The following is a 22,984-nucleotide window of genomic DNA, read 5'->3' on the forward strand; positions in this document are numbered from 1 at the left end:
CCGATTAGTCTTTGGAGGAAGGGCGTGAAGGACAAGTGGCGTCCTCACCTTTTCCTCGACGGATTTTCATCATGGACAGACTTCGCATCTCCGGCGGCAAAAGGTTGCAGGGCGCGGTGACCATCGCCGGCGCCAAGAATGCCGCCTTGCCGCAGATCGCAGCGGCGCTCTTGAGCCCGCATCCGCTGGAGCTCACAAACCTGCCCGCTGTCAGCGATGTCGAGAACATGCTCGGCGTTATTGCGCTGCACGGCGCCAAGATCGCACGCGGGCCGCATGGCACGACGATCGATGCGAGCGAGATCGTCTCTAAAGAGACGTCGTACGATACGGTCCGGCGCATGCGGGCGACCGTGCTGGTGCTGGCGCCGCTGCTTGCGCGCTTCGGCCATGCGCGTGTTTCCCTTCCTGGTGGCTGTGCCATCGGCGCCCGGCCCGTCGATATGCACATCAAGGCCCTGGCCACTCTGGGCGCCGATATCGCGATCGAAAGTGGTCTGATCGTCGCTTCAGCATCGAATGGGCTGAAGGGGGCGCGGATCGTGCTGAGTTCGCCATCCGTAGGTGCGACCGAAACGGCCATGATGGCCGCCTGCGCGGCCAAGGGCGAAACCGAGATCCTGAATGCGGCACGCGAGCCGGAGGTGGCCGATCTGGCTGCCTGCCTCAGTGCGATGGGTGCGCGGATCGAAGGGGCGGGGACCCATCGTATCCTCGTCGATGGTGACACCGACTGGCGTCCGGCCAAGCATCACGGCATCCCTGACCGCATAGAAGCCGGCACCTATGCCGTCGCGGCGGCGATCACCGGCGGTCAGCTCGAGCTTATCCATGCACGGCTGGAAAATCTGGCTTCGGTCGTCCAGGCGCTTGAGGCCATGGGCGTCAGCGTCTGGCCGAGCGATCGCGGACTGGTCGTCTCTAGGAACGGCCCGCTCAAGGGAGCCGATATTACCACCGAACCCTATCCGGGCTTCCCGACGGATTTACAGGCGCAGTTCATGGCGCTCGCCTGCTGCGCTGAAGGCGCGTCGCTGATCCGTGAGACGGTATTCGAAAACCGCTTCATGCATGTGCCGGAGCTGACGCGCCTGGGCGCCAACATCACCCTGCAGGGCACGACGGCACTGGTGCGTGGCGGAGCGCCGCTCAAGGGCGCGCAGGTGATGGCGACGGATCTCAGGGCGTCGGTGTCGCTGGTTCTCGCCGCCCTCGTGTCCAAGGGCGAAACCATCGTCAACCGCGTCTATCATCTCGACCGTGGCTATGAGCAGTTGGACCGCAAGCTGCGTCTCTGCGGCGCCGATATCGAACGGCTGACGTCATGACCGCCGTATCGGAAAACGCTCCTTATTTCCTCGGCATCGATGGCGGCGGTACTGGCTGCCGGGCCCGCATCGAGGATGCTGAAGGCACGATTTTAGGGCAGGGATTGTCCGGCCCGGCAACGACTAGGCTCGGGATCGCCGAAGCATGGGCGTCGATTTCGCGTGCCTTTGACGCAGCAATAGAAGAAGCCCGGTTGAGTGCCGACGATATCGGGCGCATCCACGTCGGCGTCGGGCTGGCGGGCATCGGCCGCAAGGGTGCGCTTGATGCGTTGAAGGCGATAAAACACCCATTTGCCAGTATCGATTTCATCAGCGATGGGGAGGGCGCCTGCCTCGGCGCCCATTCCGGTCGCGATGGTGCGATCGTCATCGCGGGGACGGGTTCGATCGGCCTCGGTCTCGTCGAAGGACGGCAATTGCGGGTCGGCGGCTACGGTTTTCCGATTTCGGATGAAGGCAGTGGCGCCTATCTCGGGCTGAAGGCAGTTCAGCTTGCGCTGCGTGCCCATGACGGTCGAGAACAGAAGACCGCATTGCTGGCCGAAATCATGCAGCGCTTCCAGAATGATCCGATGGAGGCGGTCGCCTGGATGGACCGGGCTTCGGCCACGGACTATGCCGCTCTTGCACCCATGGTCCTACGCCATGCCGATCAGGGAGATGCTGCCGCACGGCGGATCGTGCAAAGTGCGGCCGGCCATATCGATACGCTGGTGCGCACCTTGTTCGAGAAAGGTGCGCCGCGCGTCTGCCTGCTCGGCGGTCTTGCAAGTCCGCTTGAGCCGTGGCTCTCGCCCGATGTGCGCCGTCGCTTGAAACCCGTCGACGGTGACGCCGTATCCGGTGCGATCATTCTGGCAAGACGGACTATTTGCGGTTCTCGAACCGAATGACCACGGGATGCAATAAACGTCTTTTCCTTTCCTCTTGATTCCATCAACGGCAACCCCTATTTTGACTACATATGGTCATTTTAGATTGAGGGCTTGATGTCGACAATCAGCGTAGCCGAGGCAAAGGCAGGCTTTGCCAATCTGGTCGATGAAGCCGCCAACGGTGATTTTGTCACCATCACGCGCCACGGGAAGCCCGCTGCCGTGCTTGTGTCCGTCGAAGCAGCTGAGGCCGCAAAGAAGGCTTTGGAGAAACCAAGGCCGAATTTCGGGGATTTCCTGCTCACCTTTCCCGGTGGTGTCGATCCGGATCGAAACTCCTCAAAAATGAGGGACGTTGATCTGTGACGGGGTACCTGCTCGATACGAATATTATCAGCAGGTTTGCGCCGGATAAGGTGTCGCCGTCCGATGCCATCCGGATCTGGTTCCACAGTCAGGGCGAAGCCGATGCGCTCTTTCTATCGGCAATGTCAGTCTCGGAGATCGAAAAGGGAATACGCTCCCTTCATCGTCGTGGCGGAACTGAGCGAGCCAAGCGCCTTTCTGACTGGCTCGATTTCATCACCGACAGTTTTAGTGACCGTATCCTACCCATGGACACGGTCGTTGCGCGCATTGCCGGCGCTCTGGAAGACGACGCCCTGAGCAAGGGCCACAATCCCGGCCTCGGCGACATTATCATTGCAGCGACGGCACGGGCTTATGACCTGACCGTCATCACCGAGAACTTGCGGCATTTCCAACCGCTCGACGTATCGGCTGATCTTCCGGCGATCTTCAGATCGGAATGATCGCTATTTCCATATTGAATAGCAATCAGCACGATGATGCCATCTCTACGATTAAGCTGACCGATCTGGGCCCGCAGCGCTAGCAGGCGTGGTCGGCAAATCACACTTCCTGCCGTGCGCTGCCGTCGCATAATCGCGTTGGTGAAGTTGCGCGGCAGGAGTGGAATATTTTATTCCTTTTTAGATTGACGAAAGGAATAATCAGACATAGTGTTAACCAAGGTAAACAGGGAATGGGCAGGGAGCGAAGCCGAAAAAGGCCGCCTGAGCCTTGGCTGATTTTGATCGGCCGTCTGACTGAAAGCCGAACTTTGCTGCGGGGTGTTCGATATTGAAGTGATCGAACTTACCACTGCGACTTATTGATATCGAAGCGTTATTTCGCGAGCAGGCCCATGACAGAGCAGAAGTTGATATCCGAACTGGAGCAGTTGGTTTCCGAGGGGCGCAATCCGAATACGATGCATATCGATCTGCTGCCGACCTTCGATATCCTGCGTGAAATGAACTATGAGGATCAGACGGTGCCGCTCGCCGTCGAGAAGGTGATCCCGGCCATCGCCGCCGCCGTCAATCAGATCGTCGCCGCCTTCCAGAAGGGCGGGCGGCTGATCTATATGGGTGCCGGCACGAGCGGCCGTCTCGGCGTTCTCGACGCATCCGAATGCCCGCCGACTTTCAGTGTGCCGCCGGACATGGTCGTCGGCCTTATTGCCGGCGGTCCGGATGCGCTGCGGCGCTCGATCGAGGGTGCGGAGGACGATCCCACGCAGGGCCGCCAGGCGCTGGAGGGAATCAAGCTGAGCAAGGATGATGTTGTCGTCGGTATCGCGGTCAGCGGCCGCACGCCTTATGTGATCGGTGGCCTGAATTACGCCAAGAGCATCGGTGCCTTTACGGTTGCGCTCTCCTGTAACCCGAACTCAATGATCGCCGGCATTGCCGATCTGGCGATCTCACCTGTTGTCGGTCCGGAAATCCTGACCGGCTCGACTAGGCTGAAGTCGGGTACGGCGCAAAAACTCATTCTCAATATGCTGACGACGGCAAGCATGATCCGCATCGGCAAGAGCTACCAAAACCTGATGGTCGATGTCAGCGCCAGCAACAAGAAGCTCGTGGCGCGCGCCTCGCGCATCGTCATGCAGGCGACCGGTTGTACTCAGCAGGAGGCACGCCGCGTGCTTGATCTCACCGGTAACGACGTCAAGCTTGCCATTCTCATGGAAATTACCGGGATGGGCATTGAAGAAGCCCGCGTGGCATTGCAAAACGCTGATGGATTCCTGCGCAAGGCCATCAACGCCAGAACAGCTTGAGACAATCAATAGGCTAAAATCGGCCGGGGACATTTAAAAAAAATTGGAGGATTGAAAGTGAAAGGGAATTTTGCAAAGACGCTGATTTCGGGTGTAGCGCTGGCCTTGGGGATTGGTCTGGCGGCCGTCGCGATTCCGGCGCAGGCAGCGACGTTGCGCATGGCATGGTCGCAGGACGCGACCGGGCTCGATCCGCATAAGCAGACGGCCTTCTCGTCCATTCGCCTGCTGGAACTGGTCTATGAGCCGCTCGTTCGCCTCGACAGTAATCTGCAAATCGCGCCCGGCGTGGCCGAGAGCTGGCAGTTCTCCTCCGACGGCAAGCAGCTGACCTTTAAGCTCAATGCCAAGGCCAAATTCCAGAACGGCGCAGCTGTCACCTCGGCCGACGTCAAGGCCTCCTTCCAGCGCATTCTCGACCAGGCGACCGGCGCGGTCGCTCGGGCCAACTTCCTGTCGATTGCAAGCATCGACACGCCCGATGCCAATACCGTTGTCTTCAATCTGTCGCAGCCCGACGTTCCCCTTCTGACGGCCATGACGAGCCTCAACGCGGCGATCGTTCCGGCAAGCGAGATCACCGCCGGCACTATCGGCACGAAGGCGATCGGCTCCGGCCCCTTCAAGCTCGACAGCTGGGTTCCGAATTCCAAGGAAATCCTGAGCGCCAACAAGGATTGGGCCGGCGGTGCCACCGGCGTCGATGGCATCAATATCAGCGTGTTGCCGGATGAAACGGCGATCCTTGCCTCGCTGCGCACGGGCCAGATCGACTTCGCGCTGTTGAACGATCCGCTGGTGGCAACGCTGGTGCCGAAGGAACCGAAGCTGCAGCTCACCCGCACGCCGGTGCTCTCCTACAACGTTCTGCAGCTCAATCCATCGCGTAAGCCCATGGATCAGCTGGCCGTGCGCCAGGCGATTTCCTGTGCTATCGACCGCAAGGACGTGATGGATACGGCGGCCCTTGGCGAAGGCAAGGTGACGGGGCCGCTGACGATGCCGCTCTATGCGACGGATCCCAGCAAGCTCTTTTGCTATACGCGCGATGTCGCCAAGGCGAAGAAGCTGATGGCCGATGCCGGCTTTGCCAACGGCTTCTATGCTACCGTGATCGCCGCAACTGGCGAGCCGCCGACCGCCACGGCCGAAGCGCAGGTCATCCAGTCGCAACTCGCAGAAATCGGCATTAAGCTCGATATCAAGGTGATGGAACTGAACGTCTATGTCGACACCTGGCTCAAGGGCAATTTCGACATGGCCGTTGCGCTGAACGGCGGTAGTGCCGACCCCTATTCGATGTACAATCGTTACTGGACCAAGACGGGCAACCTGCAGAAGGTCGCCAATTATATCGACGACACGCTCGACAGCCTGATGCAGAAGGGCCGCGCCGAAACCGATCCGGCCAAGCGCAAGGAAATCTTTGCCGAGTTCGAAAAGCACCTTGCCGAAGTCTCGCCCTGGATCTGGCTCTATACGGCTTATGGCTACACGGCCGAGCAAAAGAACGTCGAGGGCTTCGTGCCGACGCCGACCGGTTCGCTGTTCGGTCTGAGCAAAGTCACGATCAAGTAACGCTGATCGGGACCTAGAGCATTTCCCTTTCAATCTATGTCATGGAAATGCTCTATCTCTTTGTTTTTAAGCAATTTCAGCTGTCAGTTCACGTTTTCGTTTAGCTGAAGTTGTTCTAGAGGAATTGCAATGTCATATCTGACGCGCCGGCTGATGACATTCCCGCTGATCATGCTGGGCGTGTCCATCTTCGTCTTCGTCGCCATCCGGCTGGTGCCGGGCGATGCGATTACGGCGATGCTCGGAACCAATGCGGGCCTGCTGACACCGGAACAGCGAGAGGCCCTTGCGGCTTATTTCGGTATCGATCAGTCATGGCCCGTCCAATACTGGCGTTGGTTACTCGGCGTATTTCAGGGCAATCTCGGCATATCCGTGACCTACGGCAAGCCGGTGCTCGATATCATCCTGGAGCGCTTTCCGCTTACGCTCGAGCTTGCACTGCTCTCCATGATAATAGCGCTCGCGATCGGCCTGCCGGCGGGCGTCTTTGCGGCCACGCGCAACGAAAAACTGTCCGATCTTGCCGTGCGCATCGTCGCCATGATCGGGCAGTCCACGCCGAACTTCGTTCTCGGGCTTCTGATCATCTATGCTTTGTCGGCCGGCTTCGGCGTGTTGCCCACCATGGGCGCATTCACACCTCTTTGGGAGAATCCGCTCGAAAATCTCGGCCAAATGATCCTGCCCGCATTGACGCTTGGCTTTGCCTTTGCCGCCTCGGTGACGCGTGTCGTGCGCTCCGCCATGCTCGATGTCCTGAGCGATGATTATGTCCGTACTGCCCGCAGCCGCGGCGTGCCGGCGCGTGGCGTCATCTGGCGGCATGCCCTGCCGAACGCGTTGATCCCGGTGGTGACGCTGAGCGGCGTCGAATTCGGCTACCTGCTCGGCGGCGCCGTGCTGGTCGAGCAGATTTATGCCCTGCCGGGGCTCGGCCGCATGGTGCTCGATGCCATCCTGCAGCGCGATTATGCGCTGGTGCAGGGCAGCGTGCTGTTCATTGCCTTCAACTTCATGATCGTCAATCTGCTCGTCGATCTCGCCTATGTTGCGCTTGATCCGCGCGTTCGGCTGGGAGAAGGCTGATGCGGATCGTCAAGGCTATTTTCGGACATACGAGCGGTCGGATTGGCGGCGTCATCGTCCTCATCTACATTCTGCTTGCCATTCTCGGCACGCTCGGTGTCACGCCGCACGACCCACTGACGCAGAACAGGATCGACCGCTTGCACGCCCCGAGCCTCACCTATTGGATGGGCACGGATCTTTTCGGCCGCGATGTCGCGAGCCGCCTGATGCATGGCATCGGCGAATCCTTTACCGTGGCCTTCTTCTCCGTTGCCTTTGCGACCTTGCTCGGTACGTTGCTTGGCTTGACGGCGGCATGGTCCGGCAAGCGCTGGGATGGCGTCATCATGCGGGCGATGGATGTGCTTTTAGCCTTCCCGGCGATCCTGCTGGCACTCCTGATCATCGCCATTGTCGGGCCTGGCACCTGGACCAGCGTTGCGGCGATTGCGATCGTCTATACGCCGATTTTTACCCGCGTGGTGCGGGGCCCGGCCCTTTCGCTGAAGGCACGCGATTTTGTCGATGCCGCCCGCACCTTCGGCAGCAGCCGGTCCTATATCCTGACGCGGCATCTCCTGCTCAATCTCGTCGCACCCCTGACCGTGCAGGTGACGCTGGCGCTTGCCTGGTCGTTACTGACCGAGGCCGGACTGAGCTTCCTCGGCCTGGGAACGCAGCCGCCGGCCTCGTCATTGGGCTTGATGCTGAGCGACAGCCGCAATCTCATGGAGACGGCACCCTGGCTGCTGATCTTCCCAGGCGTGACAATCATGATCTCCATTCTCGGCTTCAACCTGCTCGGCGATGCCCTGCGCGATATCCTTGATCCGAAGATGCGGAGGGCGACGGTATGACACCGCTTCTTTCTGTCTCTGATCTCAGCGTCGGCTTTGGGCGCAATCCTGAGGCCAATCCCATCGTGCGCGGCGTCAGCTTCGAACTCGAAGCCGGCGAGACGCTGGCAATCGTCGGCGAGAGTGGTTCGGGCAAATCCGTCATGGCGCTTTCGATCAATCGTCTGGTCGATTTCGGCGGCGGTCGCATTACCGGCGGCTCGATCAAGCTTAAGCGCGCCGATAACAGCGTTTTGGATCTGACAAAGGCCAGCGAAGCGGAGCTAACGAAGATCCGCGGTGCCGAGATCGGGATGATCTTCCAGGAGCCGATGACCTCCCTCAATCCGGTTCTGACGATTGGGACGCAGATCGAGGAATCCTTCCGGCTGCACCGCGGCCTGACTGGTAAGCAGGCAAAGGCAGCCGCCAAGGATGCCTTGGATCGCGTGCGCATTCCTGATGCCGCGCGCCGTCTGACCTATTGCCCGAACCAGCTTTCCGGCGGCATGTTGCAGCGCGTGATGATCGCAACGGCGCTTGCCTGCAATCCGCGTCTATTGATTGCCGATGAGCCGACGACGGCGCTCGATGTCACCGTGCAGGCGCAGATCATGGCACTTCTTGCCGAGTTGAAGCGCGAGACCGGCATGTCGATGATCTTCATCACGCACGATATCGGCCTCGTCGCCGGCATTGCCGACAAGGTGATGGTGATGCAGGCAGGCCAGGCGGTCGAGCAGGGCGAGCTCAATCAGATTCTTGATCATCCCGCGCATCCATACACCCAGCATCTTTTGCACTCGGTGCCGCATTTCGCCTCCGGACAGGCCGCCCGCGCCGATTTCCAACGCGACGATGCTCATTCCGTGCCCGCGCTGAAAGTGGAAGACTTGACCGTCCGTTTTCCGGTCAAGGGCAGTTTCCTGCGTCGACCGACAGGCGCCGTTCATGCCGTAGAAGGCGTTGGTTTCGACCTGATGCCGGGCGAGACGCTGGCGATCGTCGGCGAGAGCGGATCGGGCAAATCCACCACCGCGCGAGCGATCCTCGGCCTTGTCAAATCGACGCGTGGCACCTTCATGACGAAGGCCGGGAAGGCGGCGGATCGCACCAGCGCGGTGCAAATGGTCTTCCAGAACCCTTATGCCTCCCTTAATCCGCGCCTTCGTATCGACAACATCCTCGCCGAACCGGTGATTGCATCGGGTGTGCGCGTTTCGGTGGAGATGCGCGAACGCATGCTGATGCTGCTGAAGCGGGTGGGGTTGCCGGAAAATGCGCTGGAGCGCTATCCGCACGAATTTTCCGGCGGCCAGCGTCAGCGGCTTTGCATCGCGCGCGCTCTGATGCTGAACCCATCCGTACTCGTGCTCGACGAGGCGGTTTCGGCGCTCGACGTCTCCGTGCAGGCGCAAGTTCTGGAATTGCTGATCGAACTGCAGCGCGAATACGGTCTCGCCTATCTCTTCATCTCGCATGACATGGCTGTCGTGGAGCGGATCGCCCATCGCATCGCGGTGATCTATGCCGGCCAGATCGTCGAGATCGGCGATGCCGCCTCGGTCTTGTCGGAGCCCAAGCATTCCTATACCAGGCGGTTGATCGCGGCGGTTCCGACGGTTGCGCGGCGCAAGGAAAACTTCACGCTCGACACGCGCCAGGTTCCGTCGCTAGTACGCCCCTTGGGCTTCGAGCCTGCCGTCCCCGAGTGGCGCCGTTTCGCGCCGGATCACATCGCACTGGCAGAAGCCTGAGCGGCTAAGGAGAGGCGAGATGGCAGTGCGGAGGAGCATGCAGTTTCAAGAGCGTTTCGATCGAGCCTTCGCGCCGATCGAGCAATCGGTTTCGGCAGGGCGCGTCCCCGGCGGCGTGCTTGGCATGATCGATCTCGACGGTATCAGGCAGGTCCGCGCCGTCGGTTCGGCACAGACGGTGCCTGATATCAGGCCGATGCTGGCCGATACCTGGTTCGATCTTGCCTCGCTCACCAAGGTTATTTTCACCACGCCGCGCATCCTCGCCCTGGCCGAAGCCGGCACGATCGACCTCGACGCGCCGTTGACGACACTTCTGCCTGACCTGCGCCAATACAGCGCCGAGGCTTGGGAACGAAAGGTGACGTTCCGCCAATGCCTCGGACATCAGACACCGTTTCCGGCGGTCGAGCCGATCTACACCTATGGCCGCGACCCCGACCTCCTGCGCACCTTCATCCTGCAGCGCGAATGGCGCGCCGGCCCGCCGGTCTATTCCGATATCAACTTCATCCTGCTCGGCTTCGCGCTGGAGCGGCTGAACAGAAAGACAATCCGCGCCATGGATCCGGGGCCGGGATTTGCCTTTTCCGCGCCGCCGGAATTGGCCGCCGCAACGGAAGACTGCACCTGGCGCCACCGTGTTCTGTCGGGTGAGGTTCATGACGACAATTGTTCGGCATTGCAGGGAGCCGGCCATGCCGGTCTCTTCGGAACGGCGGACGCGATTCTCGATTTTGCTAAGGGGTTGCTTGACGGTAGCGGCGCGTCGGCGCAGTCGATCGCGCTGATGCGGACACCGCTTTCCGCCACTCGCACCCATGGCTGGGAACGGCCCCATGACGGCTGGCATGGCGGCACTCTTTGCTCGCTCGGCACGATTGGCCATACGGGGTTTACAGGCGTGGCCCTCTGGATTGATTTCGACCAAGGCAAAGCCTGGACCCTCCTTACGAACCGCATTCATCCGACACGCCATTTCGACAGCGGCATTCTGGCGCTCCGTCAGACCGTCAGCGATCTCGTCAACGCAGCATAGGAGCCTGACCATGGAACCAATCTGGGCAGTCGGTCTGATGACCGGGACCGTCCTCGACGGCAATATCGATGTCGCGATGCTGAAGACGGACGGCGAGCGGATCGAGGAATTTGGCCCCTATGTTCTGGCTCCCTATCCCAGCTGGATTCGGGAGTTGCTGGAAGAGACGCTGCGGCAGGCACGGGCGTGGAATTTCGAGGGACCTGAACCGGCGATCTTCAAGGCGGCCGAAGAGGCTCTGACGCGAGCCCAGTCGGAGGCGGTGAGGGAATTGGTGGAAGGGAACGGCATGACGATGGCAGACATCGGCGTCGTCGGTTTTCATGGCCAGACAGTGCTGCATCGCGCGCCGCAGAAGGACCGGCTGGGCCAGACGCGCCAGCTTGGTGATGGCGAGCTGATGCGCTCCATTCTCGGCACCAAGGTCGCCTATGATTTCCGCTCGGCCGACATGCGTGCCGGCGGGCAGGGTGCGCCGCTTGCTGCCGCCTATCATACCGCGCTGCTGCGCGGGGCGGGCGCAGCAGGAGATGCAGCCATTCTCAATCTCGGCGGCGTTGCCAATATCACCTGGTGGGATGGAGACGGCAATTTCGTTGCCTTCGACACCGGCCCGGCCAATGCGCCGCTCAATGATTTCATCAAGTCCTGCGGGCTCGGCGAAATGGACCGTGACGGCGCGCTTGGAGCTGCCGGCAAGGTCGATGAAGCCCGGCTCGAGCGGCTGCTGCAGCACCCCTATATGACTGCACCCTATCCGAAGTCGCTGGATCGTTTCGATTTCGGCGCCGCCATGGCCGATGGCCTCAGCCCGGAAGATGGCGCCGCCACGCTTTCGGCCTTCACCGCAAGCGCTGTCGGCAAGGCGCTGGACCTGCTGCCGCGCAGGCCCACCAAGGTCGTCGTCAGCGGCGGCGGCCGGCACAATCCCACAATCATGTCGATGCTGAAAAGCCGAGCAGGCGTCGAGCCGATCTTTGCCGAAGACCTCGGCTGGCGCGGCGATGCGGTAGAGGCTGAATGCTTTGCCTTTCTCGCCGTCCGCGTGCTGCGCGGTTTGCCGATCAGCTTTCCCGGCACGACAGGCGTGCCGGCGCCGATGCGTGGCGGCCGTCTCGCGCAATAACAGCCTGCGCGCCGGCTATCGCGTGACAGGTTTTCGCTTCCGTCCATCGATGATATGAAGAGGCCGCGAATTTGCGATCGGTTGGTCTCGGACGGATATCGCTTATATGGCAGGCAGGCAGTATCGGGCAGGCTTGGTCGGCATCATCGTCGCTTTTGCGATCGCATTTGCCATTAACGGTTCTGCTGTCAGTCCCGCGAGAGCTCAACCGGAATGGAGTGTCGCGCCACTTGTTTGCATTTCCGGACCGCTGACGACGGAGACGGGTCAGACGCTGTGCCTGCGCAAGGACAGCTACAATCGCGATCTCTGCACGGCCATCGAATATTTCGCACATGCCAACCATTTACCACCGGATTATCTGGCACGGTTGGTCTGGCGCGAAAGCCTGTTTCGCTCTGATGCAGTCAGCCCTAAAGGCGCTCGTGGCATCGCGCAATTCATGCCGGGAACAGCCAGGCTGCGTGGCGTGCGTGACAGCTATGATGCGCTCGAAGCGCTCGGCAAGGCGGCCACCTATCTTGATGAATTGCGGGACCGCTTCGGCAATTTGGGATTAGCGGCGGCTGCTTATAATGCCGGCGAGGCTGGGCTTGCCAATTTCCTCAATTCCGGCGGTCTTCCCTATGAGACGCGCAACTATGTGAGCGCGATCACCGCCCACAGCGTTGAGGAGTGGCGCGACGATCCGCCAGATACCGCAGCCCCCGTGCTGGATAAGAGCAAGCCGTTTGTCGATTCCTGCGTCGCGCTTGCGCAGAGCCGGCGGCTGAAGCCCATTCCCTTGGAGCAGGAGCGGCCCTGGGCGCCTTGGGGCGCACAATTGGCCGAGCATTTCCAGGTGGATGCCGCTCGCCGTCTGTTTACCGCAAACATAAGAAAACTGCCGTCACCGCTGAATACGGAGAAGCCGTTGATCGTGCGGCAGCGCAATGCCGACTTCGGCCGCCGTGTCCGTTATGCGGCGCGCATTCCGCGGCAAACGCGGGAGGAAGCGGATGCCGTTTGCACGCAGGTCCGGCAGCAGGGCGGCTCCTGCCTGGTCTTCAAGAACTAGTGCAAGCGCATAGCTCCAGCACGCTTGGTGATTGTTTGATTTTCTGTCGCTTGATTGTGCTTTACTCCCTGATCTCGCAAGCCTATTCCTTGTAGGCCCGACCTTTGGGAGGAAGCCGTTTGGGTAGCCAAAGGAGCGTATGATGGCGCAAAAGCGTGAAGTCCCCGGTATCCGTCCCTATAACAGCCCGGCCGGCGGTTGGGGCGCGCTAAAAGCCACTGCCAAGGCGGTTCGCGACCAGATGGATGTCACCGAGGCGCCCGGTCTTCTCCTGCGCACCAACAAGCCCACGGGCTTCGATTGCCCAGGCTGTGCCTGGCCAGACAAGGAGCATACCTCCACCTTCCAATTCTGCGAAAACGGCGCCAAGGCAGTCACCTGGGAAGCAACAAACAAGCGCGTGACGCCGGAATTCTTTGCCGAGCACACGGTCAGCGAACTTCTGACCTGGAGCGACTATGAGCTGGAAAATTCCGGACGGTTGACGCATCCGATGGTCTACGACCGGGCATCCGACACCTACCGGCCGATTGCCTGGGAAGACGCCTTTGCCCGCATCGGCGAGGTCATGCGCAGCCAGCCCGATCCGGATATGGTCGAGTTCTATACATCCGGCCGTGCTTCCAACGAAGCTGCCTTCCTATTCCAGATCTTCGCCCGTGAATACGGCACCAACAATTTCCCTGATTGCTCGAACATGTGCCACGAGGCGACCAGCGTCGGCCTGCCGCAATCGATCGGCATCGGCAAGGGCACCGTCTCGCTCGATGACTTCGACGAATGCGATCTGATCATCTCCATGGGGCACAATCCCGGCACCAATCACCCGCGCATGATGGGTACGCTGCATGAATGCTCGCGCCGCGGCGTGCCGATCATCGTCTTCAACCCGCTGAAGGAGCGGGCGCTGGAGCGTTTTGCCGATCCGCAGGATCCGATCGAGATGGGAACCTTCAGCTCGACCCGGATCGCCTCGTCCTATTATCAAGTGAAGATCGGCGGCGATGCCGCCGCGCTCAAGGGCATCATGAAAGCGGTTCTGGCGCTGGCTGAAACGTCACCTGATGTTCTCGATCATGCCTTCATCGCTGAACACACCACCGGCTTCGATGCCCTTGTTGCTGATATCAACCAGACGGAGTGGGCCGATATCGAGCGGGTCTCTGGTCTTGCCCGCGCTGATCTGGAGCGGGTAGCAGAGATCTATGCCAAGTCGAAGGCAACTATCGTGGCCTATGGCATGGGCATCACCCAGCATGCCAAGGGCACGGCGAATGTTCAGCAGATCGCCAATCTCTTGCTGCTGCGCGGCAATTTCGGCAGGCCCGGCGCCGGCATCTGCCCGCTGCGCGGTCATTCCAACGTGCAAGGCAATCGCACCGTCGGGATTACCGAAAAACCCACTCCTGCGCTGATCGAAGGCATCGAACGTGCCTTCGGTTTCACCTCGCCGGCTCATCATGGTCACGATGCCGTTGCCGCCATGCAGGCGATGGCGGAGGGACGCTCCAAGGTGCTGCTATGCCTCGGTGGCAATTTCTCGATCGCGCTTCCCGATCCGGAACTTTGCGCGCAGGCAATGCGTAAGCTCGATCTTGCGGTTCATATGAACACCAAGCTCAATCGCTCCAATCTGCTTATTGGCAAGGAATCCTTCTTGTTCCCCGTGCTCGGCCGCACCGAGCAGGACGTTCAGGCGACCGGCGCGCAATCGGTGACGATCGAGGATTCGATGTCGATGGTGCATGCGTCGCGCGGCAGGCTGAAACCGGCCTCCGACCAGCTGCGTTCGGAGCCGGCCATCGTTGCCGCTATGGCGCAGGCCACCCTGCCGACCAGCAAGGTCGCCTGGATGGAGCTCATCACCGACTACGATCTGATCCGCGACAAGATCGAAATCGTCTATCCGGATTTTGCCGATTACAATGAGCGCATCCGCGTGCCGGGCGGCTTTCGCCTACCGATCGGACCGACGGAGCGCGTCTGGAAGACGCCTTCCGGCAAGGCGGAGTTCAAGCTGTTTTCCGGCCTCAACGAGGATATTTCGCTTTCGGATGGGACTATCCTCAAGCTCGCCACCATCCGCAGCCATGATCAGTACAACACGACGATCTACGGTCTCGACGACCGCTATCGCGGCGTCTTCGGCCGCCGTGACGTGCTGTTCATGAACGATAAGGATTTGAAGGCAAAGGGGCTGGAGCACGGCGATCTCGTCGAGATCGAGACCGCACTTCCCTCAGGCGGCAAGCGGCTCTTGAAGCTGACGGCGATTTCCTACGATATTTCCGAGGGCTCCGTCGCAGCCTACTATCCCGAGGCAAATTGCCTGATCCCGATCGACTACCAGGACAAGGAAAGTGGCACTCCTTCGTATAAGTCCATTCCGGTACGGGTCAGCAAGGCGGCTTGATATGCAGACATCCAGCCATCTTCATGGCTGGATGTCGTATCGCTATATTGGTTCCCGATGAGAGATAAACATGGCTGAACCAAAATTGTCGGTTCGTAGTGCTAAGGCGCGTGATCTCGCACATCGGCTTGCTCGACGTGAGAACCGGACGATTGTCGATATCGTCGAACGAGCCCTGGAAGCCTATGAGATTAGTGAAGCCGGTCGCGAACCCGCTTCGTCTTTCTATGCTCGAATGGCTATGACGGACGATGACGATATCGACCTTGAAGCCGTTATTCGTGAAGAGCGTCAACTCAATCACAACGCTTAACGCAGCCTTTCTCCCTGCTTGTTGAAATAGCGGCGGCGCTCAGACGGGCAGTAAAGATGGAGCGTGTCGCCGCGCCCGATCTCCGGCCCATCACGATATTCGGCGATGATCGCCTGGCCGTCCTCTGTCTGGCAGTAGAGATAGCGGGTGCCGCCCAGATATTCGATGACGTCGACCGTGACCTGCAAGGCATCGACCGCGCCAGACGTGACGATGAGATGTTCGGGGCGCATGCCAAGCAGGATCTTTTCGCCCGCTGATGGCTTAGTCTGTGAGAGGTCGACCTTGATGCTGCCGTTGCCGACGCTCGCTGTCTCATCACCGGACCATGTGGCTTCGATCATGTTCATTCTGGGCGAGCCGATGAAGCCGGCAACAAAGCTGTTGGCCGGATCTTCATAGACCTCGCGGGGGCTGCCCACCTGTTCGATCCGGCCGTCCCTCAGCACGACGATCCTGTCGGCAAGCGTCATGGCCTCGGTCTGATCATGGGTGACATAGATCATCGTATTGCCGAGTTCGCGATGCAGCCGGGCAATTTCGATGCGCATCGAGACGCGCAACTCCGCATCGAGGTTGGAAAGCGGCTCGTCGAAGAGAAAGACATCCGGCTCGCGAACGATGGCGCGGCCGATGGCGACACGCTGGCGCTGGCCGCCGGAAAGCTGGCCCGGCCGGCGGTCCAGGAGATGGTCGATCTTGAGGATCGCGGCGGCGGAGTGCACGCGCCTTTCGATTTCGGAGGCATCGGTTCGGGCCATTTTCAGCCCGAAGCCGAGATTGTCGCGAACGCTCATATGCGGATAGAGCGCATAGGACTGGAACACCATGGCAATGCCGCGCTCTGATGGGTCGAGATCAGTGACGTCTCGGCCCTTGATGGCGATCTCGCCGTCGGTGACTTCCTCCAGCCCGGCAATCATCCGCAGCAGCGTCGACTTGCCGCAGCCGGACGGGCCGACGAAGACGACAAAGGCGCCTTCGGGTATGTCAAGATCGATGCCATGGATGACCTCAAGCCCGCCGAAACTCTTGCGGACGCCGGTCAGGCGCATTCCCTTCTTCGTCATCTCAGGCTCCGCGCTGCAGCTGATCGGCGCGGATCCAGACCAGCATCTCCCCGGGATCGCGATTGTCCCAGAGATGATAGGGCACGAAACGCGCGGTGGAGGCAGCCCTTTTCGGGGGTGTCGTCCGGTAGAGGTCGAAACCCCAGTCCGCCTCATCGCGCGTGACCGAAACATCGAGCGCCACCGCGCCCTCCAGTGCGGCAATTTCCGTCGTCTTGGCGGAGGCCGGATCGCTGGAAAGCGAAATGCCGTTGAGGTCATGACCATTGTCGGTGGTTTCGACGCAATAGACGAGCGGGCCGCGCATCAGGGCCGCGCGCCCGGCATCCTGGCGGACTTTTGGATTGGCAAACAGCGTGCGCGGGATCAGCGGAAGGGTCAGGTCGACGCTGTTGCCCGCCTGCCACTCGCGCTCGATGCGAGCATAGCCATCAACGGTGACCGTTGCGGGATCGACCGGTGCGCCATTGACTGCGAGCGTCGCGCCCTCGGCCCATTCGGGAATGCGCAATGAAATGGCAAATCTAGCCGAGCGATCCGGATTGACCTCGAAGCGAATCGCGCCGTCCCACGGATAGCGCGTCTCTTGGGAAAGCTGCACGGTCAGACCACCGGCGAGAGGGACGCGGGCTTTGCTCTCGCCGTAGAGATGAACGGCGATCTCGTTGTCGGCTGCGGCATACATATAGGAGCCGACGGAGGCGAGCAGACGCGCGATATTCGGCGGGCAGCAGGGGCAATGATGCCAGATCCAGCGATGATGCTTGCCGGCGCTTTCCAGAGGGTTTTCGTAGAAGAAGGTTTTGCCGTCCTGTGACAGGCCTGCCATCGCGCCGTTATAGAGCGCCACTTCCATGATGTCGGCATAGCGGCGGTTCGGGCCGCGGCCGAGCATGCGGTTGGCCCAGAAGACCAGACCGACGGAGGCGCAGGTCTCGGCATAGGCGCTTTCATTCGGCAGGTCGTAATAGTCGGTAAAGCCCTCGTTCGAGGCTGCCGGCCCGATGCCGCCGGTCACATACATCTGCTTGGTCGTCAGGTCGTCCCAGAGCGTTTCAAGGGCCGAGGTCAGCGTATCGTCGTTATATTCCGTGGCAATATCGGCCATGCCGGAATAGAGATACATTGCGCGCACCGCATGGCCGACGACTTTGGTCTGTTGGCGTACCGGCAGATGCGACTGACTGTATTCGTAGGTCTTCTGTATGAAATTCTTCGGATCGCGGCCGTCGCGAAGCGCTTCCTCGGTGAAGAAATGCGGTTCCTGGCCGCGCTCGTCGATGAAGTATTTGGCGAGATCGAGATATTTCTTCTCGCCGGTGACGCGGCCGAGCTTGACGAGGGCGAGTTCCACCTCTTCATGACCGCAATAGCCACGCAGCTGACCTTCGCCATGGCCGAAGACGGTGATCATGTAATCGGCAAAGCGGCTCATGATATCGAGCAGCTTGCGCTTGCCCGTTGCCTGGTAATAGGCGACGGCCGCCTCGATCAGATGGCCTGCGCAATAAAGTTCGTGATGATCGCGCAGGTTGGTCCAGCGACGGCCGGGCTGGACGCGCTGGAACCAGGCGTTCAGATAGCCGTCCTCCTGCTGCAGCTTTTCATACATGTCGATGATGGCGTCTGCTCGAGTCTCCAACTCCGGGTTGGGACGACGATAGAGCGAATAGGCGATGGTTTCGATCGACTTGCCGAGATCGCTGTCCCAGAACATCTGTGTCGAGCCCGACCAGGTCTGCAGGGGGATAACGATGCCGGGGCTTGGCTGGCTGACGTCGATCGCCTGGATCATGCCAGCTTCGACGCAGCGGTCGAGCAGGGTTGCCGCGGTGGAATTGCAGATGGCATCCTGGCGGGCGCCGAAGAGGCCGGCCAGTTCGACATTCGGAACGGGCAGGGGGCGGAACTGGCGGTTTTCTTTGTCAGACATGGGTTCGATCCGTTGTTGAAAGGGTTATTTCACTGCACCGGCCATCAGCCCGCGCATGTAGTAGCGTTGCAGAAGCAGAAAGACGATGACGCAGGGGATAGTCATGACGGCGATGCCGGCCTGGACCGCGCCCCAGTTGACGGCGCCAAGGCGGCCGGTCCTGACGGCGATCATCAGCACCGGCAGGGTGAATTTCTCGTTGCTCGACAGGAGCACCAGTGCTGCCAGGAACTCGTTCCAGGCATTGAGGAAGGCGAAGATCGCGACGGTTGCGACACCCGGCAGCACCAATGGGAAGAGCACACGGAAAAGCAGTTTCAGATCGCGCGCGCCGTCGATGCGCGCGGCCTCTTCTATTTCCTTCGGCACCGCGTCGAAGGCGTTGCGCATCATGAAGACCGAAAAGGGAAGCTGCAGCGTCACATAGACGAGCGTCAACCCGATCAGCGAGTTGTTGAGGCCGAGCCTTGCCAGGATGATGAAAAGCGGCGTCAGGATCGACTGGAAGGGGATCATCAGCGTCGCGATGATCAGGATGAAGAGCGCGCCCTTGAAGGGGAAATGATAGCGCGAGAAGCCGTAGCCGGCGAGCAGGCTGACGATGACGGTCAGAAGCACGGTTGCGACCGAGACGAAAAGCGAGTTCAGCGTGTGCTGGATGACTCCGGCGCCAAAGCCATCGAGCGAACGATAGGCGTCGAAGCTGAAACCGGTTGTCGGCCATGGCGGCAGCGGCGGCAGGCTCGCCTCGGTTCCATGCCGGAACGACGACAGCAAGGCGATCGCGAACGGCGCGAAGAAGAAGATGACGATGACGACGCCGATGCCGTGATAGCCGATGCCATCTAAGAGCTTGCGCCGCGCGCGGCGCTCTTTTGCCGTAGTTATGGTTTGGGTCATGGCTTGTCCTCCCCGACGCGCAGCAGCCAGAGCTGGACGATGCTGATCAGCACCAGGATGACGAGGAGGGCGATCGAGAGTGCCGCGCCATAGCCGAGGTTGAAGGACACGAAGGACTGGTTGAAGATGTAATAGACCACCGAAATCATGCGGTTCTGCGGGCCGCCTGATGTCATGATGTAGAACTGGTCAAAGGCGAGCACCGAGCCGGTGATGGAGATGATCAGCGCAAGCGCAATCGTGCGGCGCATCAGCGGCAGGGTCAGATGCCGGAAACGCTGCCAGCGCTTGGCGCCATCGATGCGGGCTGCCTCGGTTAATTCGGAAGGGATTGCCTGCAGGCCGGTCAGCAGAATGATCATCGTGAAGCCAGCGATCTTCCAGACCACCATGACGATGATCGTTGCAAAGGCCATGTCGAAATCGGCAAGCAGGTTCGGCCGCTTGTCGACAAGACCGAGTGCCAGTGCGGCGGGCGCGAAAAAGCCGGCGTCGACATTGGCAAGCCAGACCCAGAGCAGCGACGCCGTCGCAAGCCCAACGACGACGGGAAGGAAGATGATCGTGCGGTAGAAGCCGACGAACGGCCGGTGCTTTTCGACGAAGAAGGCGAGCGGGAAGGCGATTGCGAAGATCGCGATGGTCACGATGACGGTGTAATAGGCGGTGAAGCGTAAAGCCGCCATGAAGCGCACATCGGAGACCATGCGGATATAATTGCCGAAGCCGATCCAGCGGGGATTGCCGAGCAATGGCCAGTTGTGGAAGCTCATCCAGAAGGTAAAGACCACGGGCAGCACGAAGAAGACGATAACGAGCGCCATGGCCGGCGCGATATAGACAAACCCGTGCCAACTGGCACGTCGTCGCCGCTTTCGGGGACGTGCGGTTGCGATAGCTCCAGGGCCAGCCATGGAATGCTCCCGATATTACGATGGAGGAACCGGGGAGCCCAAAGCTCCCCGGCGCGGGTGAGTTTACTATTGTTGGGCGTTGTCGATGATCGACTGCATCTCCGACTGGGCATTGGAGAACGCGCCATCGACGTCGCTTCCGAAGATGGCTGCGTTGGTAAAACCTGCCCAGGGACCGTTGGCGCTGTTGATCAGGTCGTTGAACTGCAGCGTATAGGGCGTCTTGGCGACGGCGATCGCCTTCAAGCCCACCTGCATGCGCGGATCGAGGCCCTGCAGCACCTGGTCGGCGATATCACCACGTGTCGGCAGGCTGCCGTACTTCGCCATGATCTTCTGTCCGTCGAGCGAATAGGTGTATTCGAGGAACTTCTTCACCGCATCGAGCTTCTTCGTGCCCTTGGAGATGACGAAATTATCGCCACCAGCAAAGGAAGACGGCTTGCCGTCGACGCCGGGGATCAGCGTCACGCCGAAATGAATATCGGGATATTGCGTGATCAGCGTACCGATCGAAAAGGCGCCGATGCTCTGCTGGCCGATCTTGCCGTTGCTGATGCTGAGGAAGTTGGCGCCCGTGTCGCTTGCGGCACCCGCCGGCACCAGATCCTTCTTGACCATGTTGCGGTAGATGTCGACCGCCTTGCGCATTTGCGGCGTGTCGAGCGTCGCCTTCTTGCCGTCCTCCGAGAGAATGTCGGCGCCGGCACCCCAAACGAGCGGCGTAAAGGTGAAGATCATGCAGCCGCCGCAGCCGCCGCCGGAGAAATAGAAGCCATAGGTATCGCCGCCGAGCGCGCGGATCTTTTCGGCGTTGCTCGTAATCTCCTCCCATGTGGTCGGCGCCTTTTCAGGGTCGAGGCCGGCCTTTTTGTAGAGATCCTTGTTCCAAGCAAAGACCGAGGTCTCGACGGAGAGAGGCAAGCCATAGATGTGACCGTCATAGGTGCCGAGCTTCACATGCGAGGGCGACAGCGAATTGAAATAGGGCAGGCTCTTTGCCCAATCGGTCAGGTCTTCAAGCTGGCCGGCGGCGGCAAAAGCCGGCGTATAGATGAGGTCCATCGACAGAGCGTCGGGCGCCTGGCCGCCGGCAATGGCCGTCGCATATTTTTGCACGAGTTCGGCAAAAGGCACTTCGGTCAGCGTGACCTTGTCCTCATGGCCGGCATTATAGGCCTCGACGACCTTCTTGAAGGAATCGCCGATGCCGCTTCGAACCCACATGGAGATGTTTTCGGCAGATGCACCGGATGCAAGGCATAAGGATATAAGGCCGGTTGCGGCCAGAAATCGCTTCATCATGTTCTCCTCCCAGGGGGCTACTCCCGTCAGCCCCTTTTCCTTTAATCAACGACCGGGGCTTCCCCCGCATGATTGCCGCACGATAAGCTCGCAGGGCAAAGTTCTGATGCCGGGTTCGACGCTGCGCCCTTCGGCAAGGGCGAGAACCGTCAGCCCGGCCTCGCGGCCAAGCGCCTTGAGATTCATATCGACCGTCGTCAGCGGCGGCCGGGTCTGGGCGGCGACGATCTCCCAATTGTCGAAACCGACCACCGAGACATCCTCCGGCACCCGCACGCCGCGCTCGCGCAGCGCATCGACGACGGCGCGGGCGATCTGGTCGTTGCCGCAGAAGATCGCGTCCGGCTTTGCTCCGGCCACGCTCCAAAGCTGTGCGACAGCATCGTGTCCCCAAGCCTCGGACCATGTACCGTACATGACCGGCAGCCCGTCTCCGGCGAGGTCGCGATAGGCCTTGGCGCGCTCACGCACTGAAACGAAGCTTTCAGGACCAGTCACATGGGCAATCCGGCGTCGGCCAAGCCCCTGCAACCATTCGACAGCAAGGGCAGCCCCCTGATAGTCGTCCGCGCAGAAGGTGACGCTTCCCGGTGCGCCCTCGGTGAATGCATAGATGACCGGGACCGGCAGATTGGACAGATCTACCGGCAGGCGGCGGTCGATCCGCTTTCCCGAGGCGATGATACCATCCACATGCTTGTCCAACATGGCGTCCACATGAACCTTTCCAAGTGCCGGGTCGTCCTCGATCGTGCAGAGGAAGACCGAGACGCCGTGATCGACGAGTGCCTCCGTGATGCCGGCCATGACCGGCAGCGTGAAGCGACCATATGTATCGTTTGTCAGAAGACCGATCGTGAACGTGCGATTGCTGAGCAAACCCTTGGCCAAGGCATTCGGACGGAAGCCGATTTCGGCGGCGGCACGTTTGACCCTCTCGCGGGTCTCGTCGCCCATGCGGCCGGTATTGTTCAAGGCCTTGGATGCCGTTGAAATGCTCACGCCCGCAGCCGCCGCAACGTCATGGATCGTTGCGCGTCCGCTTTTCGCACGCTGATTTTCCAGATGTCTTCTCCCAGTCAGTTTTTATGAGAAAAGCTTTTCTCAGTGCAAGAGTCAACTAGAGAAAAGCTTTTCTCAAAAATTTCTCCATTGACCATTGAAGAGAATGAGGCGGCGAAATGCAGGGCGCGGTCTTTCATCACCCGCCCTCGTGGTTCGAGGCTCCGGCCCTTCGACAAGCTCAGGAGCCTGCGCACCTCACCATGAGGTCTAACCTTCTGCGCAAGACCGCACACAGAGTTGGCTTGCTACCGCGGGAACCGGTGTTATGTG

The 22,984-nt window shown here is 60.5% G+C and carries 20 protein-coding genes; 14 read left to right on the forward strand and 6 right to left on the reverse strand.

What is annotated here, in order from left to right:
• The first annotated feature begins 71 nt into the window (after positions 1 to 71).
• From murA to PH562_RS05410, 14 genes are all read left to right on the forward strand, one after another.
• Complete coding sequence (murA, locus tag PH562_RS05345) at positions 72 to 1,328, forward strand: UDP-N-acetylglucosamine 1-carboxyvinyltransferase (protein ID WP_285171908.1); 1,257 nt, start codon at positions 72 to 74, stop codon at positions 1,326 to 1,328.
• Positions 1,325 to 2,224 carry a glucosamine kinase nucleotide-binding domain-containing protein gene (locus PH562_RS05350; protein ID WP_285171909.1) on the forward strand — a complete coding sequence of 300 codons (900 nt, stop codon included), beginning with the start codon at positions 1,325 to 1,327 and terminating at the stop codon, positions 2,222 to 2,224. Before murA ends, PH562_RS05350 begins: the two co-directional genes overlap by 4 nt.
• Before the next feature lie 96 nt (positions 2,225 to 2,320).
• Positions 2,321 to 2,572, forward strand: coding sequence for a type II toxin-antitoxin system Phd/YefM family antitoxin (locus PH562_RS05355; RefSeq protein ID WP_113231037.1), 252 nt, complete (start codon positions 2,321 to 2,323; stop codon positions 2,570 to 2,572).
• A complete protein-coding gene (locus PH562_RS05360) occupies positions 2,569 to 3,018 on the forward strand; it encodes a type II toxin-antitoxin system VapC family toxin (protein WP_285171910.1) in 450 nt (149 codons plus the stop codon). Before PH562_RS05355 ends, PH562_RS05360 begins: the two co-directional genes overlap by 4 nt.
• A 395-nt stretch (positions 3,019 to 3,413) precedes the next feature.
• Positions 3,414 to 4,337, forward strand: coding sequence for an N-acetylmuramic acid 6-phosphate etherase (gene murQ, locus PH562_RS05365; protein ID WP_285171911.1), 924 nt, complete (start codon positions 3,414 to 3,416; stop codon positions 4,335 to 4,337).
• Positions 4,338 to 4,394: 57 nt separating this feature from the next.
• Entirely contained in the window at positions 4,395 to 5,915 is a 1,521-nt protein-coding gene (locus tag PH562_RS05370) for an ABC transporter substrate-binding protein (protein ID WP_285171912.1), read from the forward strand.
• A gap of 129 nt (positions 5,916 to 6,044) precedes the next feature.
• Positions 6,045 to 7,004 carry an ABC transporter permease gene (locus PH562_RS05375; protein ID WP_285171913.1) on the forward strand — a complete coding sequence of 320 codons (960 nt, stop codon included), beginning with the start codon at positions 6,045 to 6,047 and terminating at the stop codon, positions 7,002 to 7,004.
• Entirely contained in the window at positions 7,004 to 7,843 is an 840-nt protein-coding gene (locus tag PH562_RS05380) for an ABC transporter permease (protein ID WP_285171914.1), read from the forward strand. The genes PH562_RS05375 and PH562_RS05380 overlap by 1 nt, the downstream gene beginning before the upstream one ends.
• Positions 7,840 to 9,579, forward strand: coding sequence for an ABC transporter ATP-binding protein (locus PH562_RS05385; protein ID WP_285171915.1), 1,740 nt, complete (start codon positions 7,840 to 7,842; stop codon positions 9,577 to 9,579). Before PH562_RS05380 ends, PH562_RS05385 begins: the two co-directional genes overlap by 4 nt.
• Positions 9,580 to 9,598: 19 nt before the next feature.
• Positions 9,599 to 10,618 (forward strand): serine hydrolase domain-containing protein, encoded by a 1,020-nt coding sequence (locus PH562_RS05390; protein WP_285171916.1) that lies wholly within the window; start codon positions 9,599 to 9,601, stop codon positions 10,616 to 10,618.
• A 10-nt stretch (positions 10,619 to 10,628) separates the two neighbouring features.
• Positions 10,629 to 11,744 carry an anhydro-N-acetylmuramic acid kinase gene (locus PH562_RS05395; protein WP_285171917.1) on the forward strand — a complete coding sequence of 372 codons (1,116 nt, stop codon included), beginning with the start codon at positions 10,629 to 10,631 and terminating at the stop codon, positions 11,742 to 11,744.
• A gap of 106 nt (positions 11,745 to 11,850) precedes the next feature.
• The gene (locus PH562_RS05400; RefSeq protein WP_285171918.1) at positions 11,851 to 12,801 is read left to right on the forward strand and encodes a lytic transglycosylase domain-containing protein; all 951 of its coding nucleotides are present in this window, start codon (positions 11,851 to 11,853) and stop codon (positions 12,799 to 12,801) included.
• 142 nt (positions 12,802 to 12,943) lie between these two features.
• Complete coding sequence (locus tag PH562_RS05405; RefSeq protein ID WP_285171919.1) at positions 12,944 to 15,214, forward strand: FdhF/YdeP family oxidoreductase; 2,271 nt, start codon at positions 12,944 to 12,946, stop codon at positions 15,212 to 15,214.
• A 70-nt stretch (positions 15,215 to 15,284) separates the two neighbouring features.
• Positions 15,285 to 15,527: a plasmid stabilization protein gene (locus PH562_RS05410; protein ID WP_113231047.1), complete on the forward strand. Its 243-nt coding sequence runs from the start codon at positions 15,285 to 15,287 to the stop codon at positions 15,525 to 15,527.
• Here the strand turns inward: PH562_RS05410 and PH562_RS05415 are convergent.
• The 6 genes from PH562_RS05415 to PH562_RS05440 form a co-directional block, all read right to left on the reverse strand.
• Entirely contained in the window at positions 15,524 to 16,597 is a 1,074-nt protein-coding gene (locus PH562_RS05415) for an ABC transporter ATP-binding protein (protein WP_285171921.1), read from the reverse strand. The genes PH562_RS05410 and PH562_RS05415 overlap by 4 nt on opposite strands.
• 1 nt (position 16,598) lies before the next feature.
• Positions 16,599 to 18,530, reverse strand: coding sequence for a glycoside hydrolase family 127 protein (locus tag PH562_RS05420; protein ID WP_285171922.1), 1,932 nt, complete (start codon positions 18,528 to 18,530; stop codon positions 16,599 to 16,601).
• A 24-nt stretch (positions 18,531 to 18,554) separates the two neighbouring features.
• Positions 18,555 to 19,430 carry a carbohydrate ABC transporter permease gene (locus tag PH562_RS05425; RefSeq protein WP_210260455.1) on the reverse strand — a complete coding sequence of 292 codons (876 nt, stop codon included), beginning with the start codon at positions 19,428 to 19,430 and terminating at the stop codon, positions 18,555 to 18,557.
• Complete coding sequence (locus PH562_RS05430; RefSeq protein WP_285171923.1) at positions 19,427 to 20,344, reverse strand: carbohydrate ABC transporter permease; 918 nt, start codon at positions 20,342 to 20,344, stop codon at positions 19,427 to 19,429. The genes PH562_RS05425 and PH562_RS05430 overlap by 4 nt, the downstream gene beginning before the upstream one ends.
• 66 nt (positions 20,345 to 20,410) lie before the next feature.
• Positions 20,411 to 21,649: an ABC transporter substrate-binding protein gene (locus PH562_RS05435; RefSeq protein WP_285171924.1), complete on the reverse strand. Its 1,239-nt coding sequence runs from the start codon at positions 21,647 to 21,649 to the stop codon at positions 20,411 to 20,413.
• Between the two features lie 45 nt (positions 21,650 to 21,694).
• On the reverse strand, positions 21,695 to 22,651 hold the full coding sequence (locus tag PH562_RS05440) for a LacI family DNA-binding transcriptional regulator (protein ID WP_483315318.1): 957 nt from the start codon (positions 22,649 to 22,651) through the stop codon (positions 21,695 to 21,697).
• Positions 22,652 to 22,984 lie beyond the last annotated feature (333 nt).

It is taken from the genome of Rhizobium centroccidentale (assembly GCF_030182565.1).
Classification (GTDB): domain Bacteria; phylum Pseudomonadota; class Alphaproteobacteria; order Rhizobiales; family Rhizobiaceae; genus Rhizobium.

Excerpts from the sequence above, each read along its gene's own strand:
- murA (WP_285171908.1), top strand. The coding sequence starts at position 72 with ATGGACAGACTTCGCATCTCCGGCGGCAAAAGGTTGCAGGGCGCGGTG.
- PH562_RS05350 (WP_285171909.1), top strand. The coding sequence starts at position 1,325 with ATGACCGCCGTATCGGAAAACGCTCCTTATTTCCTCGGCATCGATGGC.
- PH562_RS05355 (WP_113231037.1), top strand. The coding sequence starts at position 2,321 with ATGTCGACAATCAGCGTAGCCGAGGCAAAGGCAGGCTTTGCCAATCTG.
- murQ (WP_285171911.1), top strand. The coding sequence starts at position 3,414 with ATGACAGAGCAGAAGTTGATATCCGAACTGGAGCAGTTGGTTTCCGAG.
- PH562_RS05375 (WP_285171913.1), top strand. The coding sequence starts at position 6,045 with ATGTCATATCTGACGCGCCGGCTGATGACATTCCCGCTGATCATGCTG.
- PH562_RS05380 (WP_285171914.1), top strand. The coding sequence starts at position 7,004 with ATGCGGATCGTCAAGGCTATTTTCGGACATACGAGCGGTCGGATTGGC.
- PH562_RS05385 (WP_285171915.1), top strand. The coding sequence starts at position 7,840 with ATGACACCGCTTCTTTCTGTCTCTGATCTCAGCGTCGGCTTTGGGCGC.
- PH562_RS05390 (WP_285171916.1), top strand. The coding sequence starts at position 9,599 with ATGGCAGTGCGGAGGAGCATGCAGTTTCAAGAGCGTTTCGATCGAGCC.
- PH562_RS05395 (WP_285171917.1), top strand. The coding sequence starts at position 10,629 with ATGGAACCAATCTGGGCAGTCGGTCTGATGACCGGGACCGTCCTCGAC.
- PH562_RS05400 (WP_285171918.1), top strand. The coding sequence starts at position 11,851 with ATGGCAGGCAGGCAGTATCGGGCAGGCTTGGTCGGCATCATCGTCGCT.
- PH562_RS05405 (WP_285171919.1), top strand. The coding sequence starts at position 12,944 with ATGGCGCAAAAGCGTGAAGTCCCCGGTATCCGTCCCTATAACAGCCCG.
- PH562_RS05410 (WP_113231047.1), top strand. The coding sequence starts at position 15,285 with ATGGCTGAACCAAAATTGTCGGTTCGTAGTGCTAAGGCGCGTGATCTC.
- PH562_RS05415 (WP_285171921.1), bottom strand. The coding sequence starts at position 16,597 with ATGACGAAGAAGGGAATGCGCCTGACCGGCGTCCGCAAGAGTTTCGGC.
- PH562_RS05420 (WP_285171922.1), bottom strand. The coding sequence starts at position 18,530 with ATGTCTGACAAAGAAAACCGCCAGTTCCGCCCCCTGCCCGTTCCGAAT.
- PH562_RS05425 (WP_210260455.1), bottom strand. The coding sequence starts at position 19,430 with ATGACCCAAACCATAACTACGGCAAAAGAGCGCCGCGCGCGGCGCAAG.
- PH562_RS05430 (WP_285171923.1), bottom strand. The coding sequence starts at position 20,344 with ATGGCTGGCCCTGGAGCTATCGCAACCGCACGTCCCCGAAAGCGGCGA.
- PH562_RS05435 (WP_285171924.1), bottom strand. The coding sequence starts at position 21,649 with ATGATGAAGCGATTTCTGGCCGCAACCGGCCTTATATCCTTATGCCTT.